12 protein-coding genes are annotated in these 12,546 nt (G+C 42.6%); 4 read left to right on the forward strand and 8 right to left on the reverse strand.

Annotated features, from left to right (window positions below; all coding sequences use genetic code 11):
- Positions 1-32: 32 nt before the first annotated feature.
- Positions 33-971, forward strand: a complete 939-nt coding sequence (locus IOD06_RS00495; protein ID WP_194618504.1) for a response regulator — start codon at positions 33-35, stop codon at positions 969-971.
- 202 nt (positions 972-1,173) lie between these two features.
- On the opposite strand, the gene IOD06_RS00500 is transcribed toward IOD06_RS00495, so the two are convergent.
- From IOD06_RS00500 to IOD06_RS00510, 3 genes are all read right to left on the reverse strand, one after another.
- Complete coding sequence (locus tag IOD06_RS00500) at positions 1,174-1,404, reverse strand: hypothetical protein (protein ID WP_194618506.1); 231 nt, start codon at positions 1,402-1,404, stop codon at positions 1,174-1,176.
- A 74-nt stretch (positions 1,405-1,478) separates the two neighbouring features.
- Positions 1,479-1,727, reverse strand: a complete 249-nt coding sequence (locus IOD06_RS00505; protein WP_194619680.1) for a hypothetical protein — start codon at positions 1,725-1,727, stop codon at positions 1,479-1,481.
- Positions 1,728-2,321: 594 nt separating this feature from the next.
- On the reverse strand, positions 2,322-2,819 hold the full coding sequence (locus tag IOD06_RS00510; RefSeq protein WP_227669823.1) for a hypothetical protein: 498 nt from the start codon (positions 2,817-2,819) through the stop codon (positions 2,322-2,324).
- Between the two features lie 202 nt (positions 2,820-3,021).
- On the opposite strand from IOD06_RS00510, the gene IOD06_RS00515 reads away from it, so the two are divergent.
- Complete coding sequence (locus IOD06_RS00515; protein WP_194618508.1) at positions 3,022-3,693, forward strand: hypothetical protein; 672 nt, start codon at positions 3,022-3,024, stop codon at positions 3,691-3,693.
- Positions 3,694-3,839: 146 nt separating this feature from the next.
- On the opposite strand, the gene rhuM is transcribed toward IOD06_RS00515, so the two are convergent.
- The 4 genes from rhuM to IOD06_RS00535 form a co-directional block, all read right to left on the reverse strand.
- Entirely contained in the window at positions 3,840-4,832 is a 993-nt protein-coding gene (gene rhuM / locus IOD06_RS00520; protein WP_194618510.1) for a RhuM family protein, read from the reverse strand.
- Positions 4,833-4,903: 71 nt separating this feature from the next.
- A complete protein-coding gene (locus tag IOD06_RS00525) occupies positions 4,904-5,647 on the reverse strand; it encodes a zinc-dependent peptidase (protein WP_194618512.1) in 744 nt (247 codons plus the stop codon).
- A 192-nt stretch (positions 5,648-5,839) separates the two neighbouring features.
- Positions 5,840-7,894 (reverse strand): autotransporter domain-containing protein, encoded by a 2,055-nt coding sequence (locus tag IOD06_RS00530; protein ID WP_194618514.1) that lies wholly within the window; start codon positions 7,892-7,894, stop codon positions 5,840-5,842.
- Between the two features lie 203 nt (positions 7,895-8,097).
- Entirely contained in the window at positions 8,098-8,691 is a 594-nt protein-coding gene (locus IOD06_RS00535; protein ID WP_194618516.1) for a TetR/AcrR family transcriptional regulator, read from the reverse strand.
- Positions 8,692-8,810: 119 nt separating this feature from the next.
- Here IOD06_RS00535 and IOD06_RS00540 point away from each other — a divergent pair, with 119 nt between their 5' ends.
- Positions 8,811-10,250, forward strand: a complete 1,440-nt coding sequence (locus tag IOD06_RS00540) for an NAD(P)-binding protein (protein ID WP_194618518.1) — start codon at positions 8,811-8,813, stop codon at positions 10,248-10,250.
- Between the two features lie 42 nt (positions 10,251-10,292).
- A complete protein-coding gene (locus IOD06_RS00545) occupies positions 10,293-11,387 on the forward strand; it encodes a DUF2855 family protein (RefSeq protein WP_194618520.1) in 1,095 nt (364 codons plus the stop codon).
- Positions 11,388-11,546: 159 nt separating this feature from the next.
- Here IOD06_RS00545 and IOD06_RS00550 read toward each other — a convergent pair whose 3' ends face one another.
- On the reverse strand, positions 11,547-12,185 hold the full coding sequence (locus IOD06_RS00550) for a GDSL-type esterase/lipase family protein (RefSeq protein WP_194618522.1): 639 nt from the start codon (positions 12,183-12,185) through the stop codon (positions 11,547-11,549).
- Between the last annotated feature and the right edge of the window lie 361 nt (positions 12,186-12,546).

Here is a 12,546-nt window from a genome sequence, read left to right on the forward strand (position 1 = left end):
AGACTTCCAGCCACTTATTGAAAGAGAGCGTCATGCAAAAACCAAAAATTGCTTTTATTGATGACGAGCCACGTATCTTGCGCAGCTTAAAAATGCATTTTCGCCAGTCACATGACGTATTTATTACTACCGATGCTACTGAGCTGATGGAATATGTCAGCCAGAATGAGGTACAAGTGGTCATCAGCGACCAACGTATGCCAGATAAGCAAGGTACGGAAGTATTGAGTGACATCAAAGCGGCTTCGCCAAATACTATTCGTATCTTGCTAACCGGTTATGCGGATCTAAATGCCGTGATGGATTCTGTGAATGAGGGCGAAATTTATCGCTATATCACTAAGCCATGGCAAAATGATGAACTTAAAAAAATCGTTAATAAAGCCACAGAAATTGCTCAGAAAACCCAAGAAATAACGCAAAATACTACGGAAAAGGATGCGACTCAAAACCATGCTGATAGTGGCACGGTTAGCAATCGCAATATATTGGTATTAGATGACGATGAGAGCGTCTATCAACAAATAAAAAGTCATTTTAAGAGCGCTTATACCGTGAGCTGGGCCAGTAACCTTGAACAGGCCGCAAAGTTACTACAAAAAAAACGCTTTGGCGTCACTATTACGGATTCGACGCTGAATAAAGAAAATATTACACCCATCGTTTATGCCCTAAAAAACATCCAGCCAGATCTAATGGTTCTGATGCTGACTGAGTTCAAAGACGCTCATATGGTCATTGATTTAATTAATAAGGGTCAGGTGTATCGCTGTCTACCACGTCCGACTAATTTATCTATCATGAGTATCAGTCTTGATCGGGCTTTTGATCATCACGAAAGATTGGTACAGCAGCCGATACTGGCAGCTCGCCATCATGTTGAAGAAGTGCTGGAGTCAGAGGCTTTTAACTTTTCTGAAAGATTGAAAGGTTTCTTTGCCAAATTCAGAGGTTGGCGCATTAGTAGATAAAAAGAATAGGGCATGTTAAACATTATCTATTCATGGTTTGAAAAATCATCGTCTCATATAAGCATAAGTGTCAGCTCACTAAGTATCAAACTACCTATTTAACATAATATACATTATGCGAAAACAAACCAATGGCTTCAAAGAAAAAGCCCACGTATAAAATACATGGGCTTTGACGTCGTTACTAAGGAATATTTATATACTAACTTACTTCAATTGGATTTGGTAATAAATCAATAAATTTTAACGTTGCCATCGAATAATAATCACCATCGACCAGTATTTCAGTCTCAAACATATGCTGATGGATAATAACTGCTTCTACGTGACCCGTGACCATGAGCTGAAGCTCATTAGGCACTCCTAGATAACGTGGATACTGTAAAAACGTGACCTTCTTACCTAACAAAGTGATAACATCTTGAATAGCCATATTGAACTCCGTTGTAGTTCTACTGTGGTTAGCAGCACTAAACGATTACAGTCGCTAGGTGCTGCGCTTTTTAATTACAATTCCTGATTAGCAACCGCTGAACGTATAAAGCGTTTAATCTCTCGACTCATCGTTGTATCATTCTCATAACACAACTCATGAAACTGATTCCTAAGACTCTCATTAATTCTCATATTGAAAGTAACATTAGCTTCTTTAGTAGATTTTCTAGTCTTCTTTGGAGCTGAAACCTTTTGCTTGTTTACCTTAGAGCTGTCTTTAACTAAAGAATCGATCTGTGATAAGAAGTCTGGTGAATTCATAATAAATACCTTATTTGTAATTACAAATACTTTACTATGTAAAGACATTATAAGCAAGTGATTTTAATTACATTAAAATCATGTACTTAGGGCTTACAGGCTACGCTATAAGCCCGATAAATACCGAAATCTCGGCAAAGAGTCCACCATTAAATATAGTGGACTCCCAGCAACGCGCGATAATCCACCGCTGCCGAAGTGGCGTTGTCATATCGCGCTGGAAAAGTCTCTAGAGTATCGATGGGCTGTCTTAATGCCTTAACGCTACCCGATAGCTAAAAGATGCTATCAGGCGCTACAGGCTGCACTTCAAGAACTATGACTGCTGTGTAGACAAAAGATGTCAACTGTAGGGAAAAGAAAAGACCCTAGGAAGCGAGGTTGATTTCGCATAATGGACATTATGACGCCTCACTACGTGCAAAAAAAACCCACTGCTTGGACAAGTCTAGCAGCGGGCTTTTTTGTCATAACGTCTGTTACATTATGCGAAAACAAACCAATGGTCTTAGAAGGTAAGTATCCCATACTTAAAAACTGTCTTAGCTTAGACATTTTTGATGTCAGTTCCAGCTAACTGCTAACTGCTAACTGCTAACGACAAGTCTCAAGCAAATGCTTACGCAAAGTTTTACCATCGTCATCTAAGATTACGTCTGCGACTTGGCAATCAGCACGCTTATCATTAGCATCACATGATAACTCATAATAAATATCGCTGCCTTGCGCCAAGCTAACCTGAACCAAACCTTGCTCAGTCATCGAAAACTTTTTGTCTTGCATATAATCAGGATCTTGAGAATCCCACAGCACATCATAATCGATATTGCAGGACGTTTGATTTTTATCAAAATAATCTTGTTCAAGCTTCATAGCTGCTTGTAAATCAGCATTGGCATATTGCTGTAGCACAGCAGGATTGCTCAACCCTTGGTCATCAGCATCTTGTTGATACATCTTTGTGATGGTCGCAATCTTCATAGCAGCCATAACAGCTTGTTTCTGATCTGATTTTGTCACATCTGCTGTAGCGCTACCGACAGGCATCAGTCCTATGGTTAGCAGAAATATGAGTGATTTATATGTTGGCATGATGTTCTCTACAAGCTTTTATTCTATAAGTGTTACAACCTATTACATCATACCCATATTTGGACTCTGCTGTATTATCGTATCATTCAGGTTTACTTACCAAAAGAACCATTTCATAGCGCTCTTATGATACTTTTTTATTTGTTCTCATGACAATTTTGAGTGATTTTTTATCTCTGATAATCGTGTTAAGGATGATTTTATGACGATATTACCTGCTTTTTTTAAGAAAAAATCTGCGACATTGGCTTCTAGTAGCCTTTTATTGCTCACTATGACCGTGACTGGTTGCCAGTCCGTTTCTGAGTCTAGCGAAGCCATTGTGTCTCAACCAACCAGTAGCTCATCAATGCCTAGCAATGCTGATAGCAGTCAGCAAACGCTTAAACAGCAATCATTGCGTATTCAGCACGCACTGGCTAATGGCGACTATGCCAGTATCGCCAATGATATTCATCCCACACGTGGCGTCCGGTTCTCGATGTATGCATATATACGTCCTGAGACCGACAAAGTCTTTAGTCGCGGGCAGTATGCACAGTATCTACAACAGTCAAAGATTCGCTTTACGTGGGGTGAAAAAGATGGCACGGGTGATTTATTGATCACGCCGCTACCTGACTATTTGAGCAATTGGGTCGCTGCTAGTGCATTTGATCAGAATGCAGCGATCAGTATTAATAGTAGTAAAGCTATGGGCAATAGCATTAACAACTTAAACAAAATATATCAAAATTCTGACTTCGTTGAGTTTTACAGTAATGGCAGTGAAAAATATAGCGGTATGGATTGGCGTGCGATGCGTTTGGTGTTCGAGGAATATCAAGGTAAGCGTTATCTCGTGGCTGTCATTAATGACCAGTGGACAGTTTAGAGCATATAAAAACGATTAACTGACCACTTTTATAGGGCGCGTTTAAAATGGCAGCCTGATCTATCTGATTATAAATACAATATATTCAAATACTAAGATATATTTTGCAACTTATGCTACAGGATTGTTGACAATAATCCTGTTTATTACCCTTCTAACGACAACATATTCATAATCAGCTTAATCAAAGTCTCTTTTTGATTGGGGTCAGATTCAGCGACCAATAAGGTTAATGCTGCAAGCCCAGTATTATTGATGACCATGTCACCTTTATCATTCAGCAGTCGGTGGTTACGATGCAAAAAATCCACGAACAGAAAAGCGCCGCTGCGTTTATTACCATCAGTAAAAGGATGGTTTTTTACCATAAAGTATAGTAGATGTGCCGCTTTACTCTCGATAGTTGGGTACGCAGGCTCACCAAAGACAGTTTGTTGCAAATTACCCAATACACTATCCAAACCATCACCACGAGGTTTAGCAAATAATTCAGTCGCCTCACCCCTATCTATCAGCTGCGCTTTCAAGTTTGTCAGTGCTGCCATCGCCTCAGTCGTACTGGGTAAGATACCACCATCTTGCCCTGCAGGACTATCCAGTAGACCTTCATCATAGCGCTGTAACCATAAAAATGTCTGCGTATAACGACTTATAATCTCAACCAGTCCGCGTCCTTCGTCGGTGTTAAGCTCGGGACTTTGTGCGGTTTTCTTGATTAGTTTTAGCGCTTGTTGCAATTCGGTAGAGTTTTTATCGAAACGCTGCTGATTGAGCGTATAGCCTTGTACCAAGTATTCACGTAAGCGCTGTGTTGCCCAACGCCTAAATTGCACACCTTGAGGAGATTTAATGCGATAACCGACTGATATAACCACGTCTAAGTCATAAAAAGTCACCGGACGGTCTGAGTTTGCAATATGCATTTTTTGCATATTGCTTTTTTCAGCGATTTCTTCATCTTTTATGGCATTGGCAATATGACGAGAAACCACTGATTGGTCACGCCCAAATAACTCGGTCATTTGCGCTTGTGACAACCAGACGGTCTCTTGCTCAAAACGCACATCTACTTGCGCCTTTCCATCAGCACTTTCATAGATCTCTACTGTTGACATGTCGTCATTTATAGCGTTAATCATCTCAGCTTCCCAATCCTAAAGCCTTCAATTGATCAGCCCGTATTGAAGGCTTTAGGTTCTGTACTCTTTATTCATAGTGGTGTTTGCTTAAAGAATTTCACCATAATCTCATAAATATCTGGATACGCGTCCACTAGCTTTTGCGGTGTCTCAAAAAAAACCTCACTCAGTACCGCAAAAAACTCAGCAGGATTGGTCGTTCCATAGCGATCTAGCCCTGACTTGCGATGGGTTTGAAAGTCCTCAAAATCTCGCGCCATAATCTCAGTCCATCGCGCAGGATCCATATCAGGTTGCATCGGTGGAAAACCGTTGGCGCGGCCATTCATCATATCAAGTTTATGCACAAACTCATGAATCACGACATTGTGACCATCGCGCTCTCCTGAATGCTTGGCATCTTTCCATGACAATATCACAGGCCCGCGCAACCATGCTTCCCCGCTACGGTGCTGAGTGCCCTCATGGACAATACCAAATTCATCTACAGTGGTGCTGTCGCTTTTATATGAACCCGGATAGATAATGACAGATGACCAGCCAGCGTACCATTCAAGGCTTAGGTTTAAGATAGGCAAACAGGCTTGCAGCGCAATAGACTGCCTAACAGCATTAGTGATTTCAAACCCTTGCGCACCAGTAATGGATTTATCAGCCAAAAACAAAGTCGCCAGCTCAAACAGATGCGTCATCTCGTCATTGTTTAATCTATCCAGTATCACAATATGCTCAGCCGCTTGTACCCAATCGGCATGGGTAAACTCGCTGTTGTCCAATATACGCTGTTCACGCCAGTCTTTTATAATGCCAAACATACACGTCACCCCTATTATTATAATATTTGGAACACATATTGGTATTACCACCGCTGAATATTATAGCGGTAACCAATAATACGCCATTATAATTGGTATATTAAAATATATAAGAAAAAAACGCTGCTCATAAATCAATTATTGAGCAGCGCAGGTTTATATTCACAAATTATGACATTCATACATTGATATTTAAAACTGATATTGCAAGCCTAGTTGTACTGAGCTGTCTTTATCGTCACGTGCAAAGGTGGTATCGCCATTCAGATACGCATAAACGTTTTTATGAACCTTGTTACTCACACTCAGCTCAAAACGTCCATAGTCGTCGTCTTTATCTGCTTGAGTAATGCTAACCTCTCTTGTCCGACCGTCAGCTAAAGACGTGGTCGATAAATTATCTATTAGACCATCTTCGATCACATGCACATAGGCGACTTTGCCTTGAAGCTTGGCAGGCGTGCCCATCAAATTAAAACCATACTGTAACTGGTAACCAAGCTCTGAATCCCATGCCTCGCTAGAGGTGTCATCAATCTTGAGCGCAGTACGAGAATTACCATTGCCACTGGTATAACCCTCTATGTCTGTATCACTGTAATTGAGACCCAAAAAGGCACCATGAGCGATATTTTTTTGCATAAGAAAGTTGTAGCCAAGCTCATTGTGTGCGCTAAACACATCGGCATCGGCATTACCGCGTTCGCTATTGTTGATAATGTTGATGCCGTCATTACCATCGAGCCTGATGGTTCTATTAACGTCCAAGTCATGCTTAGACAGACTTAAAGAAGTAGTATTCCACCAAGCTGTGTCTTTTCCGCCCAATAAAGAATAGGCTTGAACACCATAGCTTGTGTCTTTTTTAATACCGTTTTCTACGCTTTTATTGTTTTGATTGGCCGCTTGCACACCTGCGCCAACACGCCAGCTCGGCTGTACCATATATTCGCCATATAGACCAATATTGGCACGAGTGCCTTCTTGTGCGGCGTCAGCATTCACGTAGCTTTGGGAGCCATCTACCCAAAGCTGAGTACGCGACTCAGAATTAACAGGCTCCGCATCGTCGAGAGTATGCAATGCCAAAGCATTGGCGCGCTCAAGCACCGCTGAGTGCGAGTCGGTAGCATTGTCCTGTAAAGCTAAGCCCATCGTGTTTTGCAGATTGAGCGCACTTTTGGCTGATGCGATGATATCAGCATTGGTTTGCTCGACAATCAATCTACTGATGATACGAGAGTAGTCGCGCATTCTTTGTGATAGTCGTTCTGCACCAAAGGCCGCCGTGAGTACTTCCTCGTTGTCTAATGCAGGGTCATGCCACGTATAGCCACCTGGAATATCTGGGTTTTCAGTTTGTGTGTAACCATCATAGTCAGGCCCGAGGCTCCAGTTGGTTGCCTCAAATCCGACGACCTGCATGACACTATCAAAAGACTCCTGATCACTACAGCACCCAACGCCATAAGGCTCGTATGGTTCTGTATTACCTGGTGCGATAATGGCTGGATTGACCTCCACTGTAATACCAAGCTCTTTAGCAATACGCAGCGCATTTTCACGCAAACTTACATTGGCAGCCACTTCATTGCCGTTATTATCGTAAGCATTTCGCCCTGCGTTGGCATACATCTTGTCGCCTGTAATCAGACTGTCTAGGTTAATCATACCCAGTGCGGTCGTTTTTTCTGCGTCCGTGAGCTGATCAACAAACGCCTTTGAACCATTGAGACCACCCTCCTCTGCACCAAATGCCACAAACTGAATGTCATGCTCTGTTTCAATACCAGTCAGGTTTCTTGTCAACTCAGTCAAAACGCCAGATCCAGAAGCGTTATCATCCAACGCCTCTAAATTCTCATAATTTGGATAGGCGACGGCAGAATCATAATGTGCACCGACAAACAGCGTTCTGTTGGTATCAGCACTACCTTTTTGGGTCACGACAACGTTATTGCTCGTTAACGTCTCACCTTTGAATAAACCACGAGGCGCTACGAAATCGAAAGTTTGGCGATTGACTTGGTTATTGCTGCCATCGATAGTCATGCGCTGCTGCATATAATCAGCAGCTTGGACTTCTTTGTCAGATCCTGTATACCTGCCAGCATAGTCGCGGGCAAGCGTTAACGCCGTTTCTTCACCATAAGTACCGTACTGAGCATCTGCAAATGTTTGCGAGCCTGTCAGCATTGCTAGGGCCGCAACGACTGAAACGGTAAGCGGTGATAAGATAGTATTCAAACGGCCTCTCCTTGGTCAAAGAAATCTAATCAATATTAAAAAATAACCTAAAAAAATATGGTTTACAAGACAAAAAATCCATGTTTACTTATTTATTTTTTTTGAATAAAAGAGCGGTTGATTGAAATGCCATTTGTCTGCTTATTATGAGTATTTATTTATTGATTGCTGTTTGATATCTATACTGATAATTAAGCTCGTTTTTAGAAGGGCTTTACTTTAGCTTTAGTTATGTCAACGGCATCCAACTGCACTGCTACCACTCGTAGCGCCATTGATTTCCAGTCCAGTTTTATGTCATCGGTAAACACCATGTGGTGACTGATACTGACGTACCCATGCACGATGGCCCATATATCTAGCGCTATTTGCCTGCGCTCCTCAATACCAGCACCATCTGGTAGATATGAACCCGCCACCCGTACCAATTTTGAGAAAGCACTATCTCTTGCTGCAATGGCCTCGATTGAGGGCTGATATCCTGCATCAGACTCCCCAAAAATCAGTCGATAATGCGCCTCATATTTTTCTCCGACATTGAGATACCCTAGGCACGCCTCTAATACTTGTTCTTTATTTGCCTTACCGTCCGGAATGACATTCATGGCGTCACGGACGAGATTAAACCCTTCAATATATAGCGCATCCAGTATGCCTTGCTTACCTTGGAAGTGACTGTATATACCAATAGTGGACAATCCTGCACGTTTAGAGATGGCACGCACGCTTAGGGCATCCCCGCCCCCTTCTAAAAAAAGCTCAGATGCGGCATTTAGTATTTTGGTTCTGGCATCCATTAGATTCTCACTATATCTTGACAATTATAACAGTGTTATTCTAGTATATAACACTGTTATGCACAAACGATTATGAATTGATTGTATTGATAAAAATTTAACTTGAGAGTAAGGACGCTATGAGTATTCAACAGCTAGAAACAGATTATCTAATCATTGGTAGTGGCGCGGTGGGCATGGCTTTTGCCGACGTACTACTTACAGAGACCGATGCTAATATTATTATCGTCGATAAGCAGCATAAGCCCGGTGGTCATTGGAACGATGCCTATTCGTTTGTCACACTGCATCAGCCATCGTCTTTTTATGGTGTTAGCTCGCGTGAGCTTTGTGGCGGTATGATTGATAAGATTGGTTTAAACAAAGGCTTGTCCGAGCTGGCATCAGGCGCAGAAGTCATGGCGTACTTTGATAAAGTCATGAAGCATACGTTTTTACCAAGTGGCCGTGTGAAGTATTTCCCGATGTGTGAGTATCAAGGTAATGGTAAATTTTCATCGTTACTGTCTGATACCAGCTATGAGGTCAAGGTCAACAAAAAAATCATTGATGGCACTTACTTCAAAACTTCAGTACCAGCAACCCATACCCCAAACTTTGAGATTGCTGATGGTGTTAAATTTGGCCCATTAAACGACTTACCGAATCTAACCACATCACATAGTGGTTATGTCATTGTCGGTGGTGGCAAAACAGGTATCGATGCGATTTTATGGCTACTAGAAAATCATATCAACCCAGACCATATCACGTGGATTATGCCTAGAGACGCTTGGCTAATTAATCGTCAAAATACCCAGCCCTCTCGTGATTTTTTCACCCATACTATTGGAGCACAGGCCACTCAGGCAGAAGCAATTGCTGATGCTGAAAATATCGAAGACCTTTTTGACCGTTTAGAAAAAGGTGGCGTATTAATGCGTATTGATCCAAACGTACGCCCGCAAATGTTCCATGGCGCCACCATTAGTAGTGAAGAGCTTACACAGTTACGCCGGGTCAAAAACATTGTGCGTAAAGGCCGTGTGACTCGCTTAGATACCGACAAAATCTATTTTGGTGATGACAGCATTGCTACCACTCCCAACACCATGCATATCGACTGCTCCGCACGGGCGGTACCAGTGACAGAGACGTACGATGTATTTAAAGGTAAGACCGTAGTGGTACAAACCGTGCGTACCTATCAGCCTGTATTCAGTGCCGCGTTCATCGCTCACATTGAGGCCAGTTACGATGACGAAACTGTCAAAAACGAGTTGTGCCAAGTGGTACCGATCCCAAATCATGATACGGACTTTCTAGTTGGACTCGTTAAACAAATGCAGAATCAAATGCGTTGGTCAAAAGAGCCTGCGCTACGTGAATGGATGATTAACAATCGCTTAGACGGTTTCACTAAATTGGTACGTGCCAGCGAAGATACGCCACCTGAAGAGCTAGCTATCCTTAAACGTCTAAAAGAAGCAGGACCAAAAGCCGCTGCAAACATGCCCAAGCTCATGGGTGAAATTATGCAAATCACGGCAGCACGTCACGCCAACACCGCTAATGCCTAAAAAATGCTAGAACTGCCAATAATATCTATCAAGGAAGCGACTATGACAGAATTTCAAACCAACAAAGCAAACCTAACCCAAGCTCGCCTGCAAGAGACGCCTATACACACTCTTGGCGATGGTGAAGTACGCGTCAAAGTTGATCGCTTTGCTTTTACTGCCAACAACATTACTTATGCAGTCATGGGCGACCAATTACGCTATTGGCAGTTTTTTCCGCCAAATGGGAATGAACCCGAAAAATGGGGCATTATTCCTGTATGGGGCTTTGCCGATGTCATCGAATCAAATAGTGAGGCGCTGCCCGTCGGTGAACGGCTATTTGGTTACTTTCCGCCTGCCAGCGAATTGGTTATTACCCCCAAGCGAGTCACGCAAACCAGCCTGCTCGATGGTAGTGCCCATCGTGCCGAGCTGCCACCCGGCTACAATATGTATCAGCGCGTTAACCACGAACCAAACTATGACCGTGCCTATGATAATCAGCGGATGCTCCTTTTTGTCTTACATTTGACCTCATTCTGCTTGCATGATTTATTAAAGCGCAATGACTGGTTTGGCGCAGAACAAGTGGTGATTATCAGTGCCTCTAGTAAAACCAGTATCGGCCTAGCCTATGGCCTCACTGATGATAAAGACGCGCCGCACGTTATCGGTCTCACATCAAACCGTCATATAGATTTTGTTAATTCCATCGATGCTTATGACGGTGTGCTGAGCTATGACACGCTGGAGCAGATTGATGCGACTAAGCCGACGGTCATTGTAGATATGTCAGCCAATACTGACGTGCTTAGCCGTCTACATAGACACTTAGGCGATAACATGCGCTACACCAGCAATGTCGGTCTCACGCATTGGGACGAACCTCGTCATGTAGACGGTATCATTCAAGAACGTAGCCAGCAGTTTTTTGCGCCCAGCCATGTACAGCAATGCATGAAAGAATGGGGCCCTGAAGAATTTAACAAACGCTCCATGCGCTATATCATGAATAGCACCGCGAAAACCAATGCATGGCTAAAAATTCAAGAGCTTGACGGGGTTAATGGCTTGCTGGAGGTTTATAAAAACATTTGCGAGGGCAAAATAGCCGCTGATGAAGGTTTAGTAGTCGTCATGGGTGACGATGAATAAAATGACAGGGCTATAAAGGCCTGACTATAAAAATTGTTGATTCGTCATTAAGAAAAAAGCAGAGCGTCTATTAACTAGGCACTCTGCTTTTTTCTTATGGTATTCTAGATGCCAAACGCATACGCCCTACTTACCGTTTTCAAGGTTAATATTTGCGGCTTAATGTACCCAGCCTTCGTCTTTTAAATAACCATGTAACCCTTCGGCGAACTGTCTGTATCCCGCCGCATTGGCATGAATTCTATCAGATTTTAATGCGTCATCTGACAGAATAGTCGACCAGCCATCAGAGTATAATGGCACATCTTCAGCATCTGCAACGTCTTCATAAATAGGGTTGTCACTGGCCTTACCGAACAGCGCACTGGTACTAAAATAAGGCTGTGCTATCAGTACCACTGAAATGTCAGCGGATTTAAACTGATTAATCGTTTCGGTAATATTGGCACGCGTCGTATCAGATTGAACGCGTTGCAGCACATCATTGCCGCCGACGCCAAGCAGTACCAAGTCAGGGTTTTGCTTAGTGATTTCGTCCACTCGAGCCAGCACATCTGCAGAAGTATCGCCATTGACACCTGCATTAATGACTCTCCATTTGCTCAAGTCTGCAAGTATCTTAGGATAGGCAGTTTCTGGACTCGCGCCATAGCCATAAGTCAATGAATCGCCAAGCGCTATCACTGTGCTACCAGCGGGCAAGAGATCTTGTTGTGGTTCGCTACCACAGCCAGTCACACTGATAGTCGCTGACAATCCTATACCTGCCAGTATTAAAGAACGATGGTATTTTTTCATAGTTTTATTGACCTTGTTCAACGATTTCTTGTCTTATTTAGTGGACCATAGAACACTTGTTTGTAATATTCTAATTCATAACATATTGAATATATTCCATTTTATTATAGAACGATTGTTGTATATTGCCCAGTAGACGTTGTATAGTTCATACAAGATACAGGCGCTATGTATGGCGAATTGACGCTATTGTCTGTCCACTATCATCTAGATTCTACCAAGGATACGTGTGGTATTTATGAATAAAAAATCATCTCAATCTCAATCTCAGTCTCAGTCTCAGAGCCAAAATCAATCACAAGAAGACCAGTCGCAAGACCAAAGTCAGAATCAAAACACAAATAAGGACACGGCTGCCCCT

The organism is Psychrobacter sp. N25K4-3-2 (assembly GCF_015351755.1).
Taxonomy (GTDB): Bacteria; Pseudomonadota; Gammaproteobacteria; order Pseudomonadales; family Moraxellaceae; genus Psychrobacter; species Psychrobacter glaciei.

Coding starts and splice junctions, on each gene's coding strand:
- IOD06_RS00495 (WP_194618504.1), top strand. CDS start 33: ATGCAAAAACCAAAAATTGCTTTTATTGATGACGAGCCACGTATCTTG.
- IOD06_RS00500 (WP_194618506.1), bottom strand. CDS start 1,404: ATGGCTATTCAAGATGTTATCACTTTGTTAGGTAAGAAGGTCACGTTT.
- IOD06_RS00505 (WP_194619680.1), bottom strand. CDS start 1,727: ATGAATTCACCAGACTTCTTATCACAGATCGATTCTTTAGTTAAAGAC.
- IOD06_RS00510 (WP_227669823.1), bottom strand. CDS start 2,819: ATGCCAACATATAAATCACTCATATTTCTGCTAACCATAGGACTGATG.
- IOD06_RS00515 (WP_194618508.1), top strand. CDS start 3,022: ATGACGATATTACCTGCTTTTTTTAAGAAAAAATCTGCGACATTGGCT.
- rhuM (WP_194618510.1), bottom strand. CDS start 4,832: ATGATTAACGCTATAAATGACGACATGTCAACAGTAGAGATCTATGAA.
- IOD06_RS00525 (WP_194618512.1), bottom strand. CDS start 5,647: ATGTTTGGCATTATAAAAGACTGGCGTGAACAGCGTATATTGGACAAC.
- IOD06_RS00535 (WP_194618516.1), bottom strand. CDS start 8,691: ATGGATGCCAGAACCAAAATACTAAATGCCGCATCTGAGCTTTTTTTA.
- IOD06_RS00540 (WP_194618518.1), top strand. CDS start 8,811: ATGAGTATTCAACAGCTAGAAACAGATTATCTAATCATTGGTAGTGGC.
- IOD06_RS00545 (WP_194618520.1), top strand. CDS start 10,293: ATGACAGAATTTCAAACCAACAAAGCAAACCTAACCCAAGCTCGCCTG.
- IOD06_RS00550 (WP_194618522.1), bottom strand. CDS start 12,185: ATGAAAAAATACCATCGTTCTTTAATACTGGCAGGTATAGGATTGTCA.